The 23,870-nt window shown below is 73.6% G+C and carries 17 protein-coding genes; 15 read left to right on the forward strand and 2 right to left on the reverse strand.

From position 1 onward, the window contains the following. Positions 1-8 precede the first annotated feature (8 nt). The 12 genes from ligA to ABZ117_RS26870 all read left to right on the forward strand — a co-directional run bounded on the left by ligA (position 9) and on the right by ABZ117_RS26870 (position 14,370). Entirely contained in the window at positions 9-2,204 is a 2,196-nt protein-coding gene (gene ligA / locus ABZ117_RS26815; protein WP_356824356.1) for an NAD-dependent DNA ligase LigA, read from the forward strand. A 259-nt stretch (positions 2,205-2,463) separates the two neighbouring features. Then, on the forward strand, positions 2,464-4,704 hold the full coding sequence (locus ABZ117_RS26820) for a bifunctional diguanylate cyclase/phosphodiesterase (RefSeq protein ID WP_356824357.1): 2,241 nt from the start codon (positions 2,464-2,466) through the stop codon (positions 4,702-4,704). Positions 4,705-4,848: 144 nt separating this feature from the next. Continuing rightward, positions 4,849-5,145 carry an Asp-tRNA(Asn)/Glu-tRNA(Gln) amidotransferase subunit GatC gene (gene gatC, locus ABZ117_RS26825; protein ID WP_031117542.1) on the forward strand — a complete coding sequence of 99 codons (297 nt, stop codon included), beginning with the start codon at positions 4,849-4,851 and terminating at the stop codon, positions 5,143-5,145. A 6-nt stretch (positions 5,146-5,151) separates the two neighbouring features. Beyond that, positions 5,152-6,651: an Asp-tRNA(Asn)/Glu-tRNA(Gln) amidotransferase subunit GatA gene (gene gatA, locus ABZ117_RS26830; RefSeq protein ID WP_356824358.1), complete on the forward strand. Its 1,500-nt coding sequence runs from the start codon at positions 5,152-5,154 to the stop codon at positions 6,649-6,651. Next, a complete protein-coding gene (locus ABZ117_RS26835) occupies positions 6,648-6,887 on the forward strand; it encodes a hypothetical protein (protein WP_356824359.1) in 240 nt (79 codons plus the stop codon). Before gatA ends, ABZ117_RS26835 begins: the two co-directional genes overlap by 4 nt. A 16-nt stretch (positions 6,888-6,903) precedes the next feature. Further along, positions 6,904-8,418 (forward strand): Asp-tRNA(Asn)/Glu-tRNA(Gln) amidotransferase subunit GatB, encoded by a 1,515-nt coding sequence (gatB, locus tag ABZ117_RS26840; RefSeq protein WP_356824360.1) that lies wholly within the window; start codon positions 6,904-6,906, stop codon positions 8,416-8,418. A 161-nt stretch (positions 8,419-8,579) separates the two neighbouring features. Further along, positions 8,580-8,939 (forward strand): hypothetical protein, encoded by a 360-nt coding sequence (locus ABZ117_RS26845; RefSeq protein WP_356824361.1) that lies wholly within the window; start codon positions 8,580-8,582, stop codon positions 8,937-8,939. Positions 8,940-9,111: 172 nt separating this feature from the next. Beyond that, positions 9,112-9,687 (forward strand): GNAT family protein, encoded by a 576-nt coding sequence (locus tag ABZ117_RS26850; RefSeq protein WP_356824362.1) that lies wholly within the window; start codon positions 9,112-9,114, stop codon positions 9,685-9,687. 35 nt (positions 9,688-9,722) lie between these two features. Further along, positions 9,723-10,379 (forward strand): hypothetical protein, encoded by a 657-nt coding sequence (locus tag ABZ117_RS26855; RefSeq protein WP_356824363.1) that lies wholly within the window; start codon positions 9,723-9,725, stop codon positions 10,377-10,379. Positions 10,380-10,576: 197 nt separating this feature from the next. After that, complete coding sequence (locus ABZ117_RS26860) at positions 10,577-10,750, forward strand: hypothetical protein (RefSeq protein WP_356824364.1); 174 nt, start codon at positions 10,577-10,579, stop codon at positions 10,748-10,750. 299 nt (positions 10,751-11,049) lie between these two features. Continuing rightward, entirely contained in the window at positions 11,050-14,094 is a 3,045-nt protein-coding gene (locus ABZ117_RS26865; RefSeq protein WP_356824365.1) for an AAA family ATPase, read from the forward strand. Positions 14,095-14,130: 36 nt separating this feature from the next. After that, the gene (locus tag ABZ117_RS26870; protein ID WP_356824366.1) at positions 14,131-14,370 is read left to right on the forward strand and encodes a DUF6191 domain-containing protein; all 240 of its coding nucleotides are present in this window, start codon (positions 14,131-14,133) and stop codon (positions 14,368-14,370) included. A 640-nt stretch (positions 14,371-15,010) separates the two neighbouring features. Here ABZ117_RS26870 and ABZ117_RS26875 read toward each other — a convergent pair. Together ABZ117_RS26875 and ABZ117_RS26880 are read right to left on the reverse strand one after the other, a co-directional pair. Beyond that, positions 15,011-16,174 (reverse strand): PQQ-dependent sugar dehydrogenase, encoded by a 1,164-nt coding sequence (locus ABZ117_RS26875; RefSeq protein ID WP_356824367.1) that lies wholly within the window; start codon positions 16,172-16,174, stop codon positions 15,011-15,013. A 97-nt stretch (positions 16,175-16,271) separates the two neighbouring features. Continuing rightward, positions 16,272-17,270 carry an aldo/keto reductase gene (locus tag ABZ117_RS26880; protein WP_356824405.1) on the reverse strand — a complete coding sequence of 333 codons (999 nt, stop codon included), beginning with the start codon at positions 17,268-17,270 and terminating at the stop codon, positions 16,272-16,274. Positions 17,271-17,345: 75 nt separating this feature from the next. Here ABZ117_RS26880 and ABZ117_RS26885 point away from each other — a divergent pair, with 75 nt between their 5' ends. The 3 genes from ABZ117_RS26885 (at position 17,346) to ABZ117_RS26895 (ending at position 23,858) form a co-directional block, all read left to right on the forward strand. Next, on the forward strand, positions 17,346-18,323 hold the full coding sequence (locus tag ABZ117_RS26885; RefSeq protein ID WP_356824368.1) for a 2-hydroxyacid dehydrogenase: 978 nt from the start codon (positions 17,346-17,348) through the stop codon (positions 18,321-18,323). A gap of 382 nt (positions 18,324-18,705) precedes the next feature. Beyond that, a complete protein-coding gene (locus ABZ117_RS26890; RefSeq protein ID WP_356824369.1) occupies positions 18,706-21,657 on the forward strand; it encodes an EAL domain-containing protein in 2,952 nt (983 codons plus the stop codon). Between the two features lie 353 nt (positions 21,658-22,010). Further along, entirely contained in the window at positions 22,011-23,858 is a 1,848-nt protein-coding gene (locus tag ABZ117_RS26895; protein ID WP_356824370.1) for an acetolactate synthase large subunit, read from the forward strand. The last annotated feature ends 12 nt before the right edge of the window (positions 23,859-23,870 follow it).

Genomic DNA, 23,870 nt, shown 5'->3' on the forward strand with positions numbered 1-23,870 from the left:
ACAACACGGTGGCCGGCGACAAGCAGGCGGAGACGACGGCGGTGCCCGCCGAGGCCCGCGAGAGGCACGTGCGGCTGGCGGAGCAGATCGAGGAGCACCGCTTCCGGTACTACGTGAAGGACGCTCCCGTCATCAGCGACGCGGAGTTCGACACGCTCCTGAAGACTCTGGAGGCCCTGGAGGAGGAGTATCCGGAGCTGCGCAGCCCGGACTCGCCGACCCAGAAGGTCGCCGGGGCGTACGAGACGGAGTTCACCGCGGTCGAGCACCGCGAGCGGATGCTCTCGCTCGACAACACCTTCAACGACGACGAGCTGGCCGCCTGGGCCGACCGCATCGCCAGGGAACTGGGCGGCCAGGCCTACCACTTCCTGTGCGAACTGAAGGTGGACGGCCTCGCGGTGAACCTCACCTACGAGAACGGCCGGCTCACGCGCGCGGCCACCCGGGGCGACGGCCGCACCGGCGAGGACATCACGCCGAACGTCCGGACGATCGCGGAGATCCCGGACCGCCTCGACGGTGACCGGGTGCCGGACGTGGTGGAGATCCGCGGTGAGGTCTACTTCCCGATGGAGAAGTTCCTCGAACTGAACGAACGCCTCGTCGCGGCCGGCGACAAGCCCTTCGCCAACCCGCGCAACGCCGCCGCCGGTTCGCTGCGCCAGAAGAATCCGCGGGTCACCGCCACCCGCCCGCTGCACATGGTCGTCCACGGCATCGGCGCCCTGGAGGGCTACACCGGCATGACCCGGCTCTCGCAGGCCTACGAGCTGCTGAAGAGCTGGGGTCTGCCCACCTCCCCGCACAACCGGGTCGTCGACGGCCTCGACGGCGTACGGGAGTTCATCGCGTACTACGGCGAGAACCGCCACTCCGTCGCGCACGAGATCGACGGGGTCGTGGTCAAGCTGGACGAGCTGCGCCTCCAGGGGCGGCTCGGCTCCACCGCGCGGGCCCCCCGCTGGGCGATCGCCTACAAGTACGCGCCGGAAGAGGTCAACACCAAGCTCATCGACATCAAGGTGGGCGTCGGACGCACCGGCCGCGTCACGCCGTACGCCCAGGTCGAGCCGGTCACGGTCGCGGGCAGCGAGGTGGAGTTCGCGACCCTGCACAACCAGGAGGTCGTCCGGGCCAAGGGCGTCCGCATCGGCGACACGGTCGTCATCCGCAAGGCCGGTGACGTCATCCCGGAGATCCTCGGCCCGGTGGTCGACCTCCGGGACGGGACCGAGACGGAGTTCGTGATGCCGGGCGAGTGCCCGGAGTGCGGCACGCCGCTGCGGCCCATGAAGGAGGGCGACATCGACCTCCGCTGCCCCAACGCCCGCGCCTGCCCGGCCCAGTTGCGGGGCCGTGTCTCCTATCTCGCCGGCCGTGAGTGCCTGGACATCGAGCACTTCGGCGAGGTGGCCGCCGCCGCGCTCACCCGCCCGCTGGAGCCGGCCGACCCGCCGCTGGTGGACGAGGGCGACCTGTTCGACCTGACGGTCGAGAAGCTGCTGCCCATCAAGGCCCACGTCCTCGATCCCGACAGCGGGCTGCCCAAGCACGACCCGAGAACGGGAGAGGAGAAGGTCGTCACGGTCTTCGCCAACCAGAAGGGCGAGCCGAAGAAGAACACCCTGGCGCTGCTGGCCAACATCGAGGCCGCCAAGTCCCGTCCGCTGGCGCGCTTCCTGAACGGACTGTCCATCCGGCACGTCGGCCCGGTGGCCGCGCAGGCCCTCGCGCGCGAGTTCCGGTCCCTCGAGCGCATCGAGCAGGCGACCGAGGCGGAGCTGGCGGCCACCGACGGCGTCGGCCCGATCATCGCCGCCGCGCTCAAGGAGTGGTTCGCCGAGGACTGGCACCGCGAGATCGTCCGCAAGTGGAAGGCCGCCGGAGTCCCCCTGGAGGATCAGTCGTCCGGCGAGGACGAGGGGCCGCGCCCGCTGGCGGGGCTCACGGTCGTCGTCACCGGCACGCTGGAGAACCACACCCGGGACGGCGCCAAGGAGGCACTCCAGAGCCGGGGTGCGAAAGTGGTCGGTTCGGTATCGAAGAAGACCTCGTTCGTCGTTGTGGGTGACAACCCCGGATCGAAATACGACAAGGCCGTACAGGCGAAGGTTCCGATCCTCAACGAGGACGGTTTCGGCGTCCTTCTGGAGCAGGGGCCCGAAGCGGCGGCCGAAGTCGCGCTTCCGACCGAGGAGTAGCGGTTGAAGGCCACCCGATCGGCGCATACCAGTTGCATACGGGTGGCCCGGGCGCATTCGGGCAACCGTCGAAGACCGCTGCCCGTGGAAGCCTTCCGCGGCCTACTGTTGAGGTGTGCGCCTGCCGTGCCCGGCTGCGGCTGGGGCATCCCCGCGCTCCGAAGAGGCCCGGGGAGGGTTTCTTCGGCGCGGAGCCGCTGATGGTTGTCGGGCATCGGACCGCGTGGCGTGGGCACCGCCGGCTGTGAGAGGGACGGGAATGGAACCGACCGAGAGCGTCGCCCCGGACTCATGGCTGCGCCTGCGCCGCCGCGCGGGCGCGTGGCGGGCAATCCGGTGGAGCGGGCCGGCCGGCGGACGGCCGGGCGGGCAGCCGCGCCCGGCCGGACCGGCCCCCGCCGCCGAGGCGCACGCCCCGCTGTCCCGGGCCATGGAGTCCGCTTCCGGCCTGTCCGGCGCCGACACCGAACGGCACCCGTCCTGGCCGGCGCTGCCCGCGGCCGTCGTCGCCGCCGCCGGCCTCGTCCTGGGCGCCGGCTTCTACCGCGCCTACGCCGGTCACCACGCCCTCTTCCCCTGCGGCACGCTCGGCTGGGCGCTGGCGCTGCTCACCGGCGTCATCGTCGGCCACCTCGTCATGCTGGGCCGCGCCCGCTGGTCGGGCGGCACCGGATCGGGCGCCGCCCTCACCCTCGCCGTCCTGCTGCTGTACGGCTGGGTGCCCGCCGGTCTGGTCAGCCTCACCGTGGTCGTCCTGGTCGGCATCGCCCGCCGGCACCGCTGGCGGCAGGGCGTCCTGCACGGCGCGGTCGACATCCTCGGTATCGGCGCCGGCGCCCTGCTGCTCGGCGCGTTCGGCCGGGTCCCGAGCGTCGAGCAGCCCTGGCGGCCCGGCACCTGGACCCTCGCGACGGCCCCCCAGGTCGTCCTGGTCGCGTGCGCCTATCTCGCCGTCAGCCGCGGCCTGCTGTGGTACCTGCACGCCCCGCGCGGCGGCGGGGTGCCCACCGTCGCCCGCACCGCCCTGGTCAGACACGGTCTGGTCGCCGTCGCCCTGCTCGGCATCGCGCCCCTGCTCTGCGTCGTCGCCGACGCCCAGCCGGTCCTGCTCCCGCTGTTCGCCATCCCCCTCATCGCCCTGGACTCCACGCTGTGGATGGCCCGCGCCCGCGCCGAGGAGCAGCTGCGCGACCCGCTGACCGGGCTGCCCAACCGGCAGTGGCTGCTGGAGCGGATCTGGACCGCCCTCGACGACGCCGAGCGCATCGGCGCCCGCGCCGCCCTCATGCTGATCGACCTCGACCGTTTCCGCTCGGTCAACGACACCCTGGGACATCTCGCCGGGGACCGGCTGCTGCTCCAGATAGCCGACCGGCTGCGCCTCGCCCTCCCGCGCGGCGCCGAGGCCGCCCGCCTCGGCGGTGACGAGTTCGCCGTCTTACTGCCCGTCGCCGACTCCACCACGTCGGCCACGCGCGTCGCCCGCGGCCTCGTCGCCGCCCTCAGCTCCCCGCTCGACCTCGACGGCCTCACCCTCGTCCTGGAGGCCAGCGCGGGTGTCGCCGTCTTCCCCGACCACGCCCTCGACGCCGAAGGACTGCTGCGCCGGGCCGATGTGGCGATGTACCAGGCGAAGCGGGACCGTACGGGCGTCGAGGTGTACGAGTCCAAGCGGGACTCCAACACCCCCGACCGCCTCGGCCTGCTGGGCGACCTGCGCCGCGCCCTGGACGCGCGCGAGGTGCAGCTGCACTACCAGCCCAAGGTCCGCTTCGACGGACAGGTCGCCGGCCTGGAGGCGCTGGTCCGCTGGGTGCATCCCGAGCGCGGCAAGGTCCCGCCGGACGAGTTCATAGCGATAGCCGAGTCCTCCGGCCTGATGCCCCATCTGACGGAGTACGTCCTCGACACCGCTCTCGCGCAGGTCGCCCGGTGGCGTGCGCAGGGGCTGCGGGTCCCGGTCGCCGTCAACGTCTCCCCGCGCGACGTCCACACCCCCGGATTCGCGGGATCGGTCGCCGCGCGACTCGCCCGGCACGGGGTCCCCGCCGGTGCGCTCCAGCTGGAGATCACGGAACACGTCCTGCTGGAGGACCCGCAGCGGGCCGCCGACACCCTCGCCGGCCTCACCGCGCACGGCGTGAAGATGTCCCTCGACGACTTCGGCACCGGCTACTCCTCGCTGGTGCACCTGCGCCGGCTGCCGGTCAGCGAGCTGAAGATCGACCGCTCCTTCGTGGCCCGGCTGGCCGTCGACGCCGAGGACGCGGAGATCGTGCGCTGCACCGTCGACCTCGCCCATTCGCTGGGCCTTCTCGTCGTCGCCGAGGGCGTGGAGGACGACGAGACGTGGGAGCGGCTGCGGGATCTGGGCTGCGACGCGGTGCAGGGATGGCTGGTCGCCGCGGCGATGCCCCCGGACGAGGCCACCGCCTGGCTGCTGGCCCGCGGCACCCGCGGCTGGCAGCGGCCGCGCGCCGCGCTGCCCGCCGCCGAGTAGCCTTCGCCTCCCCGGGAAACGGCCGCACCCGGGAGGGGCGCGGCACCGGTGCGGACGGTGTCACGGCAAACCGTTTCACGGGCACCCGGGCCCGCCCCATAGGATTGGCCCCAAACCACACACTCTCACCCAGAGGATCGCTGCATGCCTGGCATCACGCGCGAGGAGGTCGCCCACCTCGCCCGGCTGGCGCGTCTGGAGCTGAAGCCCGAAGAACTCGACCACTTCGCGGGACAGCTGGACGACATCATCGGCGCGGTCGCCCGCGTCAGCGAGGTCGCCGACCAAGACGTACCGCCGACCTCGCACCCGCTGCCGCTGACGAACGTCATGCGGCCGGACGAGGTCCGTCCCTCGCTCACCCCCGAGCAGGCGCTCTCCGGCGCCCCGGCCCAGGAGCAGCAGCGTTTCAAGGTGCCGCAGATCCTGGGGGAGGACTAAACCGTCATGACGGACAGCAACATCATCAAGCTCACGGCGGCCGAGATCGCCGCGAAGATCGCTTCCGGCGAGCTGACGGCCGTCGAGGTGACCGAGGCCCACCTCGCCCGGATCGACGCGGTGGACGAGAAGGTGCACGCCTTCCTCCACGTCGACCGCGAGGGTGCCCTCGCCCAGGCCCGTGCCGTGGACGACAAGCGCGCCCGCGGCGAGAAGCTCGGCCCGCTGGCCGGCGTACCGCTCGCCCTGAAGGACATCTTCACCACCGAGGGCGTGCCCACGACCGTCGGCTCGAAGATCCTCGAAGGCTGGATCCCGCCGTACGACGCGACGCTCACCAAGCGGCTGAAGGCCGCCGACGTCGTCATCCTCGGCAAGACCAACATGGACGAGTTCGCCATGGGGTCCTCCACGGAGAACAGCGCGTACGGCCCCACCGGCAACCCGTGGGACCTCACCAGGATCCCCGGCGGCTCCGGCGGCGGCTCCAGTGCCGCCCTCGCCGCCTACCAGGCACCCCTGGCCATCGGCACCGACACCGGCGGCTCCATCCGCCAGCCGGCCTCCGTCACCGGCACGGTCGGCGTGAAGCCGACGTACGGCGCGGTCTCCCGGTACGGCATGGTCGCCTTCTCCTCCTCCCTGGACCAGGGCGGCCCCTGCGCCCGTACGGTCCTGGACGCGGCCCTGCTGCACGAGGTGATCGCCGGGCACGACCCGCTCGACTCCACCTCGATCGACGCCCCGGTCCCGCCGGTCGTCGAGGCCGCCCGCAACGGCAGCGTCGCGGGCATGCGGGTCGGTGTGGTCAAGCAGTTCCGCGGCGAGGGCTACCAGGCCGGCGTCATCCAGCGCTTCGACGAGTCGGTCGAGCTGCTCAAGGAGCTGGGCGCCGAGATCGTCGAGCTGGACTGCCCGTCCTTCGACCTCGCCCTGTCGGCGTACTACCTGATCGCGCCCTCCGAGTGCTCCTCCAACCTCGCCCGCTTCGACGGCCTGCGCTACGGCGCCCGGACCGGCGACGACGGCACGCACTCCGCCGAGGAGGTCACCTCCCTCACCCGTGAGGCGGGTTTCGGCCCCGAGGTCAAGCGCCGCATCATGCTCGGCACCTATGCCCTGTCGAGCGGCTACTACGACGCGTACTACGGCTCGGCGCAGAAGGTCCGCACGCTCATCACGCGGGACTTCGAGAAGGCGTTCGAGCAGGTCGACGTGATCGTCTCCCCGACGACCCCGACCACCGCCTTCCCGATCGGCGAGCGCGCCGACGACCCGATGGCGATGTACCTCGCGGACCTGTGCACCATCCCGACCAACCTGGCGGGCAACGCGGCCATGTCCCTGCCGTGCGGTCTCGCCCCGGAGGACAACCTCCCGGTGGGACTCCAGATCATCGCCCCCGCGATGCAGGACGACCGGCTCTACAAGGTCGGCGCCGCCGTCGAGGCGGCCTTCGTGGAAAAGTGGGGGCACCCGCTGCTCGAGGAGGCTCCGTCGCTGTGAGTGCACTGACCAAGGCCAAGGGCTTCAAGAAGTCCAGGTCCGGTACCTACCTGTCCATGGCCGGGACCGCGTTCGGCGCGTTCGGTGTGGCCAAGCGTCTGAAGAAGGCCCGCGCCGAACAGGACACGCTGGTCCTGATCGACGCCACCGTGTCCGCCGTCGCGATCGTCACCGGCCTCGCCATCCTCTACCGCGAGCTGAAGCGGCTGGGCGACGACGACGTCCTGCTGGGCTGAGAGGGAAGTTTTCACCGTGACCACCACGACCGACCTGGTGTCGTACGAGGACGCGCTGGCGTCGTACGACCCCGTCATGGGCCTCGAGGTCCATGTCGAGCTCGGCACCAAGACGAAGATGTTCTGCGGGTGCTCGACCGAGCTGGGCGCCGAGCCCAACTCGCAGACCTGCCCCGTCTGCCTCGGCCTGCCCGGCGCGCTCCCGGTCGTCAACGCGACCGGCGTCGAGTCCGCGATCAGGATCGGTCTCGCGCTGAACTGCGAGATCGCCGAGTGGTGCCGCTTCGCCCGGAAGAACTACTTCTATCCGGACATGCCGAAGAACTTCCAGACCTCCCAGTACGACGAGCCGATCGCCTTCAACGGCTACCTCGACGTGCAGCTGGAGGACGGCGAGACCTTCCGCGTGGAGATCGAGCGCGCCCACATGGAGGAGGACACCGGCAAGTCCACCCACGTGGGCGGCGCGACCGGCCGTATCCACGGCGCCTCGCACTCGCTGCTCGACTACAACCGCGCCGGCATCCCGCTCATCGAGATCGTCACCAAGCCGATCGAGGGCGCGGGCGAGCGCGCCCCCGAGGTGGCGAAGGCGTACGTCCGTGAGCTGCGCGAGGTCATCAGGGCGCTCGGCGTCTCCGAGGCCCGCATGGAGATGGGCCAGATGCGCTGCGACGTGAACCTGTCGCTGCGCCCGCACGGCCGCGAGAAGTTCGGCACGCGCAGCGAGACGAAGAACGTCAACTCGCTGCGGTCCGTCGAGCGCGCGGCCCGCTTCGAGATCCAGCGGCACGCGGCGGTGCTGTCGTCCGGCGGCACGATCGTGCAGGAGACCCGCCACTTCCACGAGGACACCGGGTCCACGACCTCGGGCCGCGTGAAGGAGGAGGCCGAGGACTACCGGTACTTCCCGGAGCCCGACCTCGTCCCGGTGGCGCCCTCGCGCGAGTGGGTCGAGGAGATCCGCGCGGCCCTGCCCGAGCTGCCGCTGGTCCGCCGTACCCGGCTGCTCGCCGAGTGGGGCATCTCCGCCACCGACATGCAGGCGATCCTGAACGCCGGCGCGCTGGACCTGATCGTCGACACGATCGACGCGGGTGCCGACGCGGCCTCCGCCCGCAAGTGGTGGATGGGCGAACTGGCGCGCAGCGCCAACGAGTCCGGCACCGCGCTGGACGAGCTGGCGATCACCCCGCAGCAGGTGGCCCGGGTCACCGAGCTGGTCGCGAAGGGTGACCTGAACGACAAGCTGGCCCGTCAGGTCATCGAGGGCGTCCTCGCGGGCGAGGGCGGTCCGGACGAGGTCGTCGACAAGCGCGGGCTGAAGGTCGTCTCCGACGAGGGCGCGCTGACGACCGCCGTGGAGGAGGCCATCGCCGGCAACCCGGGCGTCGCGGACAAGATCCGCGGCGGCAAGGTGGCCGCGGCCGGCGCCCTGGTCGGCGCGGTCATGAAGGCCACGCGCGGCCAGGCCGACGCGGCCCGGGTCAAGGAGCTGATCCTGGAGAAGCTGGGCGTCGCCGAGGGCTGAGCCCCGTCGTCGCACGGCTGACCGCACGGCCCCGGAGGCATGGCTTCCGGGGCCGTAGCCGTCTTCGCACCCGGGAACGCGACGGTCGCCCGGCTCCGCGTGGGGCCCACGTCCGGCCCCGCGTCCGCTCTCCCGGACGGGAGGCGCTACGCTCGCCCGCCATGAGTGGACGCACCAATTCCGGCCTCGGGCCCGCGATAACCGAGCCGGACGACTTGCGGCGGACCGCGGCGGACGGCGGGCGGGAGACCGCCGACGGCGCGCTGGAGTACGTCGAGGACGCCCGGCGGGCCCGCTGGACGGCCACCGGCGCCGGAGCCCTGCTGACCCTGGCCGGACTGGCCGCCGCGCTCCTGCGGAGCACCGGCACGGCCCCGGCCCTCGTCCCCGCCGCCTACGCCCTCGGCGCCGCGGTGTGCGCCTTCGCCGCGACCCTCGGCGCCCGGGGCCGTACCCGCAGGGCCCTGTGGCTGCTGATCGCCGGGACGATGGTCATGGCGCTCGGGGACCAGTTCGACTGACGGACCGGTGCGCCCGCGCCCGCCCCCGGACGATCATTCTCATCTGCAAGAGCCCCCGACACCGGTCCGTGCCCCCGACACCGGTCCGTGCCCTCGCCGCCCGGGTGCCGCGCCGCCCATGAGAGGCTCTCCGCGGTCCCGACGGAGGAAGTGCGGAAGGAGCAGCGCCGCGATGTACGCGACATCCCTGGGTGACGACGGAGCCGAACTGCGGCCCCTGGAGGTCTGGCACGCCGGGGAACTCCTCGCCCACATCGACCGGGGGCGGGAGTTCATCGGCCGGCACGTCGGCCTGCCGGACGTGGTGTCCGACCTGGACGGGGCCCGGGCGTGGCTGACGTCGTACGCGGACAAGCGCGGCGCGGACGCCGGCAGCGTGCACGGGATCTGGCTGGACGGAACGCTCGTGGGCGGGCTGCTGTTCCGCGTCTGGGACACCCCGAGCGGCGTCTGCGAGGCCGGCTGCTGGCTGGAGCCGGCGGCGGCCGGGCGCGGCCTGGTCACGCGCGGCCTGCGGCTGCTGCTCGACTGGGCCTTCGAGGAGCGCGGCATGCACCGGGTGGAGTGGCACGTGTCCTCCGCCAACGAGCCGAGCATCGGCGTGGCCCGGCGGCTCGGCATGAGCCGTGAGGGCGTGCTCCGCGAGAACTACCCGCACCGGGGTGTGCGCACCAGCACCGAGATCTGGGCGGTGCTGGCACCCGAGTGGCGTGCGGCACGCGCGCGTACCCCGCACAGCGGGCGTTAAGAGACCTCTCAGACAGCGTCCGTACGGTGCCGGGCATGGCAACGAAGACATCGGATGGCGCCGAGGCCGGCCCCGAGGCGCGCACGGACGACGAGACGACCACGGCGGCGGCCGGAACCGCCGGGCAGGCGCCGGCTCCCGGGAACGCGGAGGCCGGGGAGGCGCCGGCTCCCGGGAGGGCGGAGGCAGGAACGCGGGACGCCGAGGAGCGCGACGCGGAGGAGGAGGGTGCGGACGCGGCGCTGTCCGGGGAGGACGGGCACGGGGCGGAGGCCGAGGCCGCCGGTGACCGGGCGCCCTCCGGGGTCGGCCAGGGCGCGGGGGCCGTCGTCTCCGCCGCGCTGGGCCTCGTGTCGCTCAGCGGCGGCTGGATCGGCACCGTCGCCTCCGCCCGCGAGCAGCTCGTCGGCCAGCTGCGGACGTCGTCCACGGCGAGTGTGTCCCGCCAGCTCAAGGAGGTCTACGGCGACGCCTGGCACACCACCGCCCTGTGGGCCGGGCTGTTCGCCCTGGCCGCGCTGTTCACCGGTGTCGTGGTGCTCGCCCGCCCCGCGTTCGGCACCCCAGGCCGCCCGCAGGCCGACTGGATCAGGTCGGTCGCCTGGGCGGGCGTCTCGCTCGGCGTCATCGGGCTGCTCCTGGCCGTCCTGAAGTACTCCGACGCACTGCTCGGCCTGCCCTCGGCCGGCTGAACCCCCGCGGATCCCCGGGGCCTTAGGACGTCCGTGCGCCCGGCACGGACGTCCTAAGGCCCCTTACGTGCGCGTGCGGCCCGCCGGCGGGGCCGAAGATGCGGAACTTCCCCGATGTGGCACGCCCCCTGCGGGGACGAGGGTGGAGTCCGTCGCAGAACGCGACGCACCACACCGCCCGCACCGAAGGATCCGCCATGTACGAGCTGGAACTGCACCGCATCCGGTCCGCCGAACTGCGCCGCGAGGCCCAGCGGGAGCGCCTGGCCCGCGAGGTCGTCCGCGCCCGCCGCGCCGCCCGCCACGGAGCCCCGGCCGCCGAGTCCCATACCGAGCGGCCCCGCCGGACCCGGCTGCCGCGCACCGCGTGACGACGCAGGCGGAGGGCGGCCGCACGGGGGTCGGCCGCCCACGCCCCGCCGGCCCGGGGCGTACGCCGGCCCGGCGCGGCAGCGGACCCCTTCCGGCCACCGGTACGACTCCTCGGGCCACCGGTACGGCTCCTGGGACGGCCGGTACGGCTGCCGCGACCGCTGCCGGGACCACCGGTCCGACTCCCCGGGCTGCCGGTACGCCTCTTTCGGCCACCGGCACGCCGCATCCCTCCGCCGGTACGACCATCGCACCGGGGTTGTGGAAAACCGGTGCCCGGCCGCACCGGCCCCGTGCGATGCTCGGGCCCGTGGAGACCTGGTTCGTCAGTCCCGTGTTCGTCGGCCGCACCGACGAGTTGGGCACGCTGAAAGACGCGCTCGCCCGTGCCGCCGCGGCCGAGCCGCAGGCGCTGCTGCTCGGCGGCGAGGCCGGCGTCGGCAAGACCCGCCTCGTCGAGGAGTTCGCCACGGCCGCCGCCCGCCGCGAAGCCGTCGTAGCCGTCGGCGGTTGCGTGGAGGTCGGCGCCGACGGACTGCCGTTCGCACCCTTCTCCACCGCGCTGCGCGCCCTGAGGGACGCCCTGCCCGAGGAGTTCGCCGCCGCCGCGGCGGGCCAGGAGGAGGAGCTGGCCCGGCTGCTGCCCGACCTCGGCGAGGCCGGTGCCGGCCGCCACGACGAGCAGGGCATGGCCCGCCTGTTCGAGCTGACCGCCCGGCTGCTGGAGCGGGTCGCCGCCGCACACACCGTCGTGCTCGTCCTGGAGGACCTGCACTGGGCCGACGCCTCCACCCGCCACCTCCTCGCCTACCTCTTCCGCACCCTGCGCGCCGGCCGGCTCCTGGTCCTCGCCACCTACCGCTCCGACGACATCCACCGCCGCCACCCGCTGCGCCCCCTGCTCGCCGAACTGGACCGGCTGCGCACCGTCCGCCGCATCGAGCTGGGCCGCTTCACCCGCGACGAGGCCTGCCGTCAGATCGCCGGCATCCTCGCCGCCGAACCCGACCCCGCCCGGGTCGACGAGATCTACGAACGCTCCGACGGCAACGCCTTCTTCATCGAGGAACTCGCCGTCGCAGGCCGTCAGGGCGACTGCGCCGGCCTCACCGACTCCCTGCGCGATCTGCTGCTGGTCCGGGTCGAGGCCCTGCCCGAGAGCGCGCAGCGGGTCACCCGCGTCGTCGCCGAGGGCGGCTCCACGGTGGAGTACCGGCTGATCGCAGCCGTGGTCCAGCTCTCCGAGGACGATCTCATCGAGGCGCTGCGGGCCGCCGTCGGCGCCAACATCCTCACCGTCACCCGGGCCGGCGACGGCTACCGCTTCCGGCACTCCCTGGTCCGCGAGGCCGTCGCCGACGACCTGCTGCCCGGCGAGCGCTCCCGGCTCAACCGCCGTTACGCCGAGGCCCTGGAGGCCGACCCCGGGCTCGTCCCGGCCGACGCCCGGGTGATGCGCCTGGCCAGTTACTGGTACCACGCCCGCGATGCCGCGAAGGCCCTGCCCGCCGTCCTCGCCGCCTCCGTCGTGGCCCGTCGCCGGCACGCCTACACCGAGCAGCTGGGCCTGCTGGAGCGGGCGATGGAGCTGTGGGACGGCGCCCCGCGGGAGGTGCGCTGCGCCCTTCGGCCCGTCGACTGCACGGAGTCGTACCCGCCGTGCGGCTGCGACCCGGCCACCACACCCCTGCGCTACCTCGACCTGATGGCCGAGGCCGCCGTGGCCGGTCGCTTCGGCGGCGAGCGGGAACGCGCCCTGAAGATCACCAAGCGGGCCCTGCGCCTCCTGGACGACGAGCCGGACCCCCTGCGCGCCGCCTGGTTCTGGGTACAGCGCTCCCGGCTCGTGCAGGCCCAGGCCCGCGGCGACGGCCGGCACGAACTGGCCACCGCGCAGGAGCTGGTACGCGGTCTGCCGCCGTCCGAGGTGCACGCCGAGGTGCTGGCGGTCGCCGCCAACTGGTCCATGCAGCACCGGCCCGGCCCCGAGGCGTTCGCCGCCGCCGAGCGGGCCGTGGAGTACGCGCGGATGGTGGGCGCCCGCGAGACCGAACTGCACGCCCGCCTCACCCTGGGCGGCCTGATCGTCGACTCCGGCGACCCCGAGACCGGCCTGGAGCAGATGCGGCAGGTCCTGCGGGAGACCCGGGCGGAGGGCATGCACCCGGTCGCGGGCCGCGCCTACGTCAACCTGCCGTCCGCGTTGCAGAGCATCGGCCGGGACCGGGAGGCCGTACCTCTGCTGCGCGAAGGCGTCGACTTCTGCCGGCGTTACGGGCTGCTGGACTCCGAGGCCTGGGTGTGGGGCAACCTGTCCGACGCGCTGTACTCGCTCGGCCGCTGGACGGAGGCCGCCGAGGCCGCCGCGCACGCGACCCGGGTCGGTCACAGCGCCAAGCCCCGGGGCGCGGGTGCCCTGCGTCTGGCCCACCTCGCCCTGGCCCGCGGCGACCTGGCCGAGACCGCCCGGCAGCACACGGCCGCCCGCACCCGGTACGGCACCCACGACCCGATTCCCCAGCAGTCGCTGCCGCTGGCCCGGATCACCGTCGGTCTCGCCGCCGCGGAGGGCCGTCTCGCCGACGCCCGTGCCGCGCTGCTCCAGGCCCTGGACGCCGGGCTGCCGCCCGGCACCCACCGCTACGGCTGGCCGCTGCTGCTGGCCGCCGCCACCGCCGAGGCCGACGCCCGCTCCCTGCCCGCCGCCCAGCCCGGCCGCGCCGAGTTCCTGGACCGCCTCTCCACGGCCGTGGGCACGCTCACCACCGGCGTCCCCCTCTGGCAGGCCTACGGCCGGTGGACCCGCGCCGAACTGCTGCGCGCGCGGGGCCTGGACACCGCCGGCACCTGGTCGCCGGTCGTCGCCGCCTTCGAGTGCCTGGACCGCCCCTACGACCTCGGCCGGGTCCGCCACCGCCTCGCCGGGGCGCTGCTGGCCGAGGGCGGCGAGGACGAGCGCGACCGCGCGGTGGAGCTGTTGCGGCTGGCCGGGGCGGTCGCCGCCCACCTGGACGCCCGTCCGCTGGCCGACGCCGTCGCCCGGCTCGCCCAGCGCGCCCGCCTCAGCCTGACGCGCGCGCCCCGGCCGGACGCGGTCCCGGCCGACCCGGTGGCGGCGCTCGGGCTCACCAGCCGGGAGCGGGACGTCCTCGGCCTGGTCGCGGCCGGCCGCACCAACCGCCAGATCGCGCAGGAGCTGTTCATCTCCCCGAAGACCGCGAGCGTCCACGTCTCCCACATCCTCGGCAAGCTCGGTGTCTCGGGCCGGGGCGAGGCGGCGGCGGTGGCGCACCGGCTGGGACTGTTCACCGACGAGCCCCTGGCCGCCGAGGCGCGGGGCTGAGACCTGTGCCGGAGAAGACCGGCAGAGAGGGGAGCCGTGTTCGATGCCTTCGACGACCTGTTCGCACCCGGCCGCAAGCACACCCGGGACGAACAGAACCGGCTCGCGCTGACCCGCGAGGAAGCCGGCGACAACGACCCCGGCCGAGGCCCCATAGACCTCACGTCCGGAAAGGCACTCATACGCCTGCCCGAGCCGGGAACGGCGGGGCCGGAGGTGCCCGAATCCGGGCCCGCGGGATCGGAACCGGCGGGGCCGGAACTGCCCGGACCGTAAGCGGCGGGCCTGGAACCGGCCGCACTGGAACCGGCGGGGCCGGGACCGGCTGGCCCGGAATCGGCCGAGCCGTCCGCCTGACCCGCCCGTCGAACTGCGGCCCGGGCGACCCCCGCGCCGCCGAGGGCGGGCACAGCCAAGGACCTGCCGAGCCGTCCGCCACATCTGTGGCTGCGGAGATCGGAAACCTGACGAGCCCTCCGCCCCCAGGATCCCGCTCGCCGAGCCGCAGCCCGGCGACCCGCGACCGGCGATCCATGACCCGCCGCCCGCCGCCCGCCGCCCGCCGCCCGCCGCCCGCCGAGCCGACGGAACCGGAACCGGCCGAGGCGTCCGCCGACCTCTGTCGGTCGAGCCGAGCCGGGAACCCGCCGAGTCGCCCGCCGCCCGCCGCCCACCGAGCCGACGGAACCGGAACCGGAACCGGAATCGGCCGAGCCGTCCGCCGACCTCCGTCGGTCGAGCCGAGCCGGGAACCCGCCGAGCCCTCCGCCCCAGAATCCCGCCGCCAGAACCCCGGCCCGCCGAGCCACAACCCGCCGACCGATCGTCCCCCGCACCTCAGCCCTCGGCCCCCTACTCGCCGATCCCCCCGCCCGCCCGAGCAGCACCGGACGAGCGGTGGCCGGGGTGGTGGGGGCTACCGGACCCGGGCCTCCAGTAGGCGGTCGTCGCCCTTCTTCGGGGTGCCGCGGCCGTCCGTGTTGCTCGTCATCAGCCAGATCCGGTCGCCGCCCGCCGGCGCCACCGTACGAAGGCGGCCGTAGACGCCGGTGAGGAACGCCTGCGGGGCGGCCGACGCCGTCGTGCCGCGCAGCGGGACGCGCCACAGCCGTTCGCCCTTCAGGGCCGCCATCCAGATCACCCCGCCGACGGCGGCGACGCCGCTGGGGGAGGCGTCGTCGGTGTGCCACTGGGCGACCGGGTCGAGGAACCCCGGCTTGGCGGACCTGCCCTCGGCGACGGGCCAGCCGTAGTCGCCGCCGGGCCTGATCGCGTTCAGCTCGTCCCAGGTGTCCTGGCCGAACTCGGAGGCGAACAACCGCTGTTCGCGGTCCCAGGCCAGGCCCTGGACGTTGCGGTGGCCGTAGGAGTACACCACGGAGCCGGGGAACGGGTTGCCGGGCGCCGGTTCGCCGTCCGGGGTCATGCGCAGGATCTTTCCGCCCAGGGACTTCATGTCCTGCGCCAGACCCCGCCGCCCGCTCTCACCGGTGCCCGCGTACAGCATGCCGTCCGGGCCGAAGGCGATCCGGCCGCCGTTGTGGATGAAGCCCTTGGGGATGCCCTTGAACACCGTGTCCGGAGCGCCGAGTTGTTCACCGGCCGGCCTCCGCTCGTCGTAGCGCACGCGGACGACGCGGTTGTCCGAGGCCGAGGTGAAGTACGCGTAGATCATGTGGTCCGCGGCGTAGTCGGGGGAGAGGGCGATGCCCAGCAGGCCGCCCTCACCGGCCGGTGCGACCCCGGAGACCGTGCCCAGTTCCGTCTTCCGGCCCGTCCGCTCGTCGATCCGCAGGATCGTGCCCTCGTCCCGGGAGGAGACCAGCAGATCGCCGCCGGGCAGCGGAGCCAGTCCCCACGGGGTCTTCAGGTGCTCGGCCACCGTGCGCAGCACCTTCACCGAGCCCTTGGCGGGAGGTGCGGGGAAGGCGGCCCGAGGCGAGGAGGCACCGGGCGCCGCGCCCGTCGCCGTACGCCCGTCGCCCAGCGACGGCCCGGCTCCGCCGGCGGAGCAGCCGGCTGCCAGCAGGAGGGAGGCCGCGGCAAGCACGGCCGTCACAGCTCGACGTTCCACGATCATGGTCCCTTCGACACGGCGGTCCGGCGGCACGCTCTCCCCCTCCTGCCCGCCCGCGCCCTCCCGGGTTCCCGCTCCCCGGTGGCCCATGGCGGGCACGTCAGTCCCACGACTCCTGTGCCGGCGGCAGCCGGGACACCTCCGCCAGGTCCTCCCCGGTCAGCCGCAGCCCGCCCGCCGCCGCGTTCTCCGCCGCCCAGCGTGCCCGCTTGGTGCCCGGCAGGGCGATCACATGGCGGCCCTGCGCCAGCACCCAGGCCAGGGCCACCTGGGCCGGGGTGACGTCGTCGCCGTACCGGCGGGCGATCCGGCGCAGGCCCGCGACGATCGGCTGGTTCGCCGCCATCATCTCGGCCGTGAACCGGGGGTGACGGGCCCGTACGTCGTCCGGTTCGAAACCCTGACCCGGCGTGAGCGTGCCGGTCAGGAAGCCGTTGCCGAGCGGCATCGCCGCCAGCAGGCCCACGCCGCGCGCCTCGCACCACGGCAGCAGCGCCTCGAGCGCCTGCGGCGACCACACCGACAGCTCCGCCTGCACCGCGGTCACCGGGAACACCTGCTGCACCCGCCGCAACTGGCGCAGCGTGGTGTCGTACAGCCCGGCACCGGGGCGGCGCCCGCCGCGCACCCCCATCGCGCACAGGCCCAGCGCCCGTACCTTCCCGGCGCGCACCAGGTCCGCCATCGCGCCCCAGGTCTCCTCGACTGGCACCTCGGGGTCGGCGCGGTGCAGCTGGTACAGGTCGATCACGTCCGTCTGCAGCCGCCGCAGCGAGGCGTCGCAGGCCCGCTTCACATAGCCGGGACGGCCGTTGGCCACGATGTGCTGGTCGCCCACCAGCAGGCCCGCCTTGGTGGACACGAACGCGTCCCGGCGCCGCTCCTTGAGCGCCCGGCCCAGCAGCAGCTCGTTGGTGAACGGGCCGTACATGTCCGCGGTGTCCAGGAGGTCGCAGCCCAGGTCGAGCGCCCGGTGCACGGTTCTGAGCGACTCGTCGCCGCGCCGCCGGGATCCGCTGTACGCCCAGCTCATCGGCATGCACCCGAGTCCGACGGCCCCCACCGCGAGTGCCCCCGCGCCGATCGTCCTGCGCTCCACCTGCTCGTGACCCTCCCTCTGCCCGGCCACCAACCTAACCTCTGCACGCGCGCGTGCCTGACATAGCCTCCTGGCATGACTTCAGACGTGTGGCTGCCCCTTCCGCCCGACGGGATCGAGGGGCTTCCCGAGGGGCCCCGGTACCTGTTCTGGGACGGGGGCGAGGACGGTGAGCAGCCGTTTCCCGGCGACCCCGCCCGGTGCGCGGTGTACGTGGTGCCGTACATGAAGCCGTATCCCGTCAGGGTCCGCCCGCTGGCGCAGCTGACCGGCGTCCGGGTCATCCAGACGCTCACCGCCGGCGTCGACGACATCACCGCCCGGCTGGCGGACATCGCGCCCGGCGTCCAGCTGTGCAACGCGCGCGGTGTGCACGAGACGAGCACGGCCGAACTGGCCCTCACCCTGACCCTGGCCGCGCTGCGCGGCATCCCCGGCTTCGTCCGCGCCCAGCGGCGGGAGGTCTGGGAGAGCGGCTTCCACCCCTCGCTCGCCGACAAGAACGTCCTCATCGTCGGCTACGGATCCATCGGCGCCGCCGTCGAGGACCGGCTCGCGCCCTTCGAGGTCGCGCGGGTGGCGCGCGTCGCGCGCTCCCAGCGCACCACGGCGCGCGGTCCCGTGCACCCGATCACCGATCTGCCCTCGCTGCTGCCGGACGCGGATGTCGTGATCCTCTGCACCCCGCTCACGGAGGCCACCCGGGGGCTCGTCAACGCCGGTTTCCTCGCCCGGATGAAGGACGGCGCACTGCTCGTGAACGTCGCGCGCGGACCCGTCGTCGACACGAAGGCGCTGCTCGCCGAGGTGGAGACGGGCCGGATCAGCGCCGCCCTGGACGTGACCGACCCCGAGCCGCTGCCGCCGGGCCACCCGCTGTGGCAGGCGCCGGGCGTGCTGATCAGCCCGCATGTGGGCGGCCCGTCCTCGGCCTTCCTGCCGCGCGCCCGGCGGCTGCTCGCCGACCAGTTGACCCGGTTCGTGAACCACCGGCCGCTGCGGAACGTGATCCTTACGACGGGGGACGGCGGCACGGGATCAACCGGGCGGTAACCCGCTTCCGGCACCCTCCGCAACCTTTCGGACGCGGGCCGTACCGGCATATCCGCTGGTCGTTACGGAGCGTAGAGGAACTATGTCCCTGAGTGACGATCCTGGTGTATCGTCCCGACAGGGGCTGCGCCGCTGACCGTTCGGCGCGGGGGATGGACATTTCAGATTTGTGAGGGGGGCGACGGGCGATGCACGGCCTATGGACCAACGATCCGACGCGGCGGGGCCGTCGACGGCGACCCTGGCGGACGGCCTCGCGCAGGCGCGGCCACCACATCCACCACACGCACCAGCAGCGCCGGCCCGGTGGCCGTCGCAGGCACGCCCGTCCGGCGCACCGGGACCGTCGGGGCCCGGGAGCGACGCTCACCGGGAGGCCCCGGTGAGCGCCCCGCCCTCGGTGACGAGCACCCTCGACGAAGCCGTGCGCGCACCGCACCCGTACCAGCCGCCGCCCTGGCGGCCGGCCCCCGGTGAGAGTGCCCGCCTGGTGGAGCAGCTCGTTCTCGCCCTGGTCTGCGCTGCCTATGCCGTCGGCGCCGCGTCCGGCTGGGGGACGAAGGCGGCCGCGGACGTCATGGGCGACTTCGGGCTCAGCGCGGCGGCCGGCGCCGCCGCCGTCTCCTGCTTCCTCTACGCCCGCAGCCCGCGCGTGCGCTTCCGGTCCGCCTGGCTGCTGTTCGCCCTCTCCGCGACGATGACGGCACTGGGCAACGCCGTCTGGGGGTGGTACGAGGTCGTCCTGGACGTGGACGTGCCCAGCCCCAGCTACGCCGACCTGTTCTTCCTGTGCTTCGCGCCGCCCGCCATCGTGGGTCTGCTGGTCCTCGCCAAGCGGCCGGCCAGCCGGGCGGGCTGGATCTGTCTGGGCCTGGACGCCTGGCTGATCGGCGGCTCCCTGCTCACCCTCTCGTGGAGCCTCGCGCTCGCCCAGACGGCCAGGTTCGACGGGTCGAGCGTGGCCCACGCCGCGCTGTCGCTGGCATACCCGCTGCTGGACATCGCGCTCGTCAGCATGGTCCTCGCGCTGCACTTCCGCCGCGCCCCGGGCAACCGTACGGCGGTGAACACCGCGATCGGCGCGCTCGCGCTGACCGTCATGTGCGACGCGCTGTTCACCTCGCCGCTGCTGCACAGCAGTTACCGTTCCGGACAGCTGCTGGACGCCGGCTGGTTCGCCGGCTCCCTGCTGCTGGCCTACGCACCCTGGGCCACCCCCCGGCGGCCGTCCGGCGCACCGCGGACGCGCGTGCCGGACGGACACACGCGCGTGGTCCACGAGCACGTCCCCGGACAGCGCGGCGCGGCCCACCACCCGGTGTCCCCGCCCGCCCCGGGCGGCGAGCACTGCCGCTATCCGGCCGGCCGGCCGCTCACCGGCTCCCTCGCCGCTCTCACCCCGTACCTCGCCGCCGCCGTCTGCACCCTGGGCATCCTGTACAACGTCCTGAACGGCCGCCGGCCCGACCACGTCGTGCTGATCACCGCGGGCTGCGTGGTGCTGGCGCTCGTCATCCGGCAGGGCATCATGCTGCTGGACAACATCACCCTCACCCAGGAACTGGCGCAGAAGGAGAACCACTTCCGCTCCCTGGTGCAGGGGTCCAGCGACGTCATCATGATCGCCGCACCCAACGGCATCCTCCGGTACGTCTCCCCGGCCGCCGCCGGGGTGTACGGCCGGCCCGCCGAGGACCTGGTCGGCAGCGAGCTGGCGAGCCTGATCCACCCGGAGGACCTGGGCTGCGTGGTGCACGAGGTGCGCCGCTTCCTCGCCGCCAGCCCGGTCGAGGAGCCGACCACGCGCATCGAGTGCCGGTTCCGGTCGGGCGCCGGCGGCTGGCTCAACGTCGAGTCCACCGTCAACCGGCACCACGGCGGACTGATCTTCAACAGCCGGGACGTGACCGAGCGGGTGCGCCTCCAGGCGCAGTTGCAGCACAACGCCGAGCACGACCCGCTGACCGACCTGCCCAACCGCGCGCTGTTCACCAAGCGGGTCCAGCAGGCCCTGTCCGGCCGCCGCGCCACCGACCGGGGCGCCGCCCTGCGCGGTACGGCGGTGCTCTTCATCGACCTGGACGGCTTCAAGGCCGTCAACGACACGATCGGCCACCAGGCCGGGGACGAGCTGCTGGTGCAGGCCGCCCGCCGGCTCCAGGACGCGGTCCGGCAGGGGGACACCGCGTCCCGGCTGGGCGGCGACGAGTTCGCGGCCCTGATCGTCGGGGACGGCACCCGGGACCGGTCGGCCCGGGAACGGAACATCCTGGAACTGGCCGACCGCCTCCGGTTGACCCTCTCCCAGCCGTACGCCATCGGCGGCAACGATGTCCGGGTCAACGCCTCCATCGGTGTCGCCTTCGCCGAGCCGGGCCTCGGCGCGGGCGAGCTGCTGCGCAACGCCGACCTGGCGATGTACCGCGCGAAGTCGGCCGGCAAGGGCCGGGTCGAGCTGTACAGACCGCAGATGCAGCAGGACGTCGTCCGCAAGGCGGAGCTGGCCACCCGGCTGCGCGCCGCGCTGCACGACGGTGAGTTCGCGCTGCTGCACCAGCCGGTGGTCTGCCTCCGGAACGGCAGGATCACGGCGGTCTCCGCGCAGGCGCGCTGGCGCTCCTCGCAGGGGGTGCTGTTCACCCCGGCCGAGTTCCTGCGGGTGGCGGAGGACGGCGACAAGGCGGCCGAGCTGGACCGCTGGGTCCTGCACGAGGCCGTGGAGCGGGCCGCCGAGCGGACCGGCACCGGGGCCGCGGTCCCGGTGGCCGTCCGGATGAGTGCCCGGCGGCTGCTGGACCGCTCGACGCCGCTCGGCTCCGTCGAGGCGCTGCTCACCCGGCACGGGCTGCCGCCCGGGGCGCTGGTCCTGGAGCTGTCCGACACCGACCCGCGGGTCTCCCTGGACGAACTGGAGCGCCGGCTGACCGCGCTCAGCCGGCTGGGGGTGCGGATCGCGCTGGACGGCCTCGGCAGCGGCTACGCGGCCATCACGGCGCTGCGCAGGCTGCCCGTGGACATCCTCAAGCTCGACCGCGGCCTGGTCGAGGGCGTGGTCGAGTCCCCGCGGCTGTACAAGATCACCAGTGGTCTGCTGCGGATCGCCGGGGACCTCGGGCTCCAGTCGGTCGCCGAGGGCGTGGACCTGCCGGAGCAGGTGGTCGCGCTGCGCGCGATGGGCTGCACGCACGGCCAGGGCATGGCGTTCGCCGGCGCGCTGGACGAGTTCCGGCTGCGCCGGGCGCTCGGTTCCGGTCACTATCCGGTGCCGCACGCCCCGGCGGAACCGGCGTTCGCCGGCGGTGTGCGCGAGCCGTCCGGCGCGCCCGGGAGATGAACGGCCCCCGAGGCGGGGTACGGAGAGGTACACAGAGGGTGCGGGCGCTGTCCGCGGAGGCGGCCGCACCCTCTGCTCACATTCTGAGACTCCCGTCCCACCTACTTGACACGTGGTGCGTGCCGGGGGGAGGGTCAGTGCCATGCGCACCCGAATTCTCGTACTTGGACAGCGCGTCGGCTGAGCTGGGACCCACCGGAGGACGATCCGGAATCCCCAGCGACCACACCCGGCGCGCTCCCCTCGCTTGCCTTGCGGCACGAGGGGTTTTTTGTTGCACGAGCACCGTTCGTGCGGCGCCCGAACTCCGTCCGAACCTCGCAAAAACCCTCAGCATCGAGAAGAGAATGCCGATGACCGAGCAGGCCACCGGGGCCCACCATCCGCAGCCGCGGCCCCGTTCCGGAGGACACTCCGCCCCCGTCGAGCACGTCACGGGTGCGCAGTCCCTCATCCGCTCCCTCGAGGAGGTCGGCGCGGACACGGTGTTCGGCATTCCCGGCGGCGCGATCCTCCCCGCGTACGACCCGCTGATGGACTCCACCCGGGTGCGCCACGTGCTGGTCCGGCACGAGCAGGGCGCCGGCCACGCGGCCACCGGCTACGCGCAGGCCACCGGCCGGGTCGGCGTCTGCATGGCGACCTCGGGACCGGGCGCCACCAACCTTGTCACGCCCATCGCCGACGCGCACATGGACTCGGTGCCGCTCGTGGCGATCACCGGCCAGGTCGCCTCCAAGGCGATCGGTACCGACGCCTTCCAGGAGGCGGACATCGTCGGCATCACCATGCCGATCACCAAGCACAACTTCCTCGTCACCAAGGCCGAGGACATCCCGCGGGTCATCGCGCAGGCGTTCCACATCGCCTCCACCGGCCGCCCGGGCCCGGTCCTGGTCGACATCGCCAAGGACGCCCTCCAGGCGAAGACGGTCTTCTCCTGGCCGCCCACCATGGACCTGCCCGGCTACCGCCCGGTGACCAAGCCGCACGCCAAGCAGATCCGCGAGGCGGCCAAGCTGATCACCGCCGCCAGGCGGCCCGTGCTGTACGTCGGCGGCGGTGTCCTCAAGGCCGGGGCCACGGCCGAGCTGAAGGTCCTCGCCGAGCTGACCGGGGCGCCGGTCACCACGACCCTGATGGCGCTCGGCGCGTTCCCCGACAGCCACCCGCTGCACGTGGGCATGCCCGGCATGCACGGCAGCGTCGCCGCGGTCACCGCGCTCCAGAAGGCCGACCTGATCGTGGCCCTCGGCGCCCGCTTCGACGACCGCGTCACCGGCAAGCTGGACAGCTTCGCGCCGTACGCCAAGATCGTCCACGCCGACATCGACCCGGCGGAGATCGGCAAGAACCGCACCGCCGACGTGCCGATCGTCGGTGACGCCCGCGAGGTCATCGCCGACCTGGTCCAGGCGGTGCAGAAGGAGCACAGCGAGGGGCACCAGGGCGACTACACCGCCTGGTGGAGCGACCTGAACCGCTGGCGCGAGACCTACCCGCTCGGCTACGACCAGCCCGAGGACGGCTCGCTCTCCCCGCAGCAGGTGATCGAGCGCATCGGGCAGCTGGCGCCGGAGGGCACGGTCTTCGCCGCGGGCGTCGGCCAGCACCAGATGTGGGCCGCGCACTTCGTCCAGTACGAGCGGCCCGCCACCTGGCTGAACTCCGGCGGCGCCGGCACGATGGGCTACGCGGTCCCGGCCGCCATGGGCGCCAAGGCCGGCGTGCCGGAGCGGACGGTCTGGGCGATCGACGGCGACGGCTGCTTCCAGATGACCAACCAGGAACTGACCACCTGCGCCCTGAACAACATCCCGATCAAGGTCGCCATCATCAACAACGGCGCCCTCGGGATGGTCCGCCAGTGGCAGACCCTCTTCTACAACCAGCGCTACTCCAACACCGTGCTGCACAGCGGCCCCGACGACGTCAACCCGCAGGCCCGGGGCACGCGCGTGCCGGACTTCGTGAAGCTGTCCGAGGCGATGGGCTGCGTGGGCCTGCGCTGCGAGCGCCCCGAGGACCTGGACCGGGTCATCGCGGAGGCGAACGCCATCAACGACCGCCCGGTCGTCGTCGACTTCATCGTCCACGAGGACGCGATGGTCTGGCCGATGGTCGCCGCCGGCACCTCCAACGACGAGATCATGGCCGCCCGGGACGTCCGCCCCGACTTCGGCGACAACGAAGACGACTGAGCGAGAGAGACG

Source organism: Streptomyces sp. NPDC006309 (assembly GCF_040613095.1).
GTDB lineage: Bacteria > Actinomycetota > Actinomycetes > Streptomycetales > Streptomycetaceae > Streptomyces.

Bases quoted from the DNA above. Each gene is read 5' to 3' on its own strand.
- ABZ117_RS26820 (WP_356824357.1), top strand. From the start codon at position 2,464: ATGGAACCGACCGAGAGCGTCGCCCCGGACTCATGGCTGCGCCTGCGC.
- ABZ117_RS26845 (WP_356824361.1), top strand. From the start codon at position 8,580: ATGAGTGGACGCACCAATTCCGGCCTCGGGCCCGCGATAACCGAGCCG.
- ABZ117_RS26850 (WP_356824362.1), top strand. From the start codon at position 9,112: ATGTACGCGACATCCCTGGGTGACGACGGAGCCGAACTGCGGCCCCTG.
- ABZ117_RS26860 (WP_356824364.1), top strand. From the start codon at position 10,577: ATGTACGAGCTGGAACTGCACCGCATCCGGTCCGCCGAACTGCGCCGC.
- ABZ117_RS26875 (WP_356824367.1), bottom strand. From the start codon at position 16,174: ATGATCGTGGAACGTCGAGCTGTGACGGCCGTGCTTGCCGCGGCCTCC.
- gatC (WP_031117542.1), top strand. From the start codon at position 4,849: ATGCCTGGCATCACGCGCGAGGAGGTCGCCCACCTCGCCCGGCTGGCG.
- ABZ117_RS26885 (WP_356824368.1), top strand. From the start codon at position 17,346: ATGACTTCAGACGTGTGGCTGCCCCTTCCGCCCGACGGGATCGAGGGG.
- gatA (WP_356824358.1), top strand. From the start codon at position 5,152: ATGACGGACAGCAACATCATCAAGCTCACGGCGGCCGAGATCGCCGCG.
- ABZ117_RS26855 (WP_356824363.1), top strand. From the start codon at position 9,723: ATGGCAACGAAGACATCGGATGGCGCCGAGGCCGGCCCCGAGGCGCGC.
- ABZ117_RS26895 (WP_356824370.1), top strand. From the start codon at position 22,011: ATGACCGAGCAGGCCACCGGGGCCCACCATCCGCAGCCGCGGCCCCGT.
- ABZ117_RS26865 (WP_356824365.1), top strand. From the start codon at position 11,050: ATGCTCGGGCCCGTGGAGACCTGGTTCGTCAGTCCCGTGTTCGTCGGC.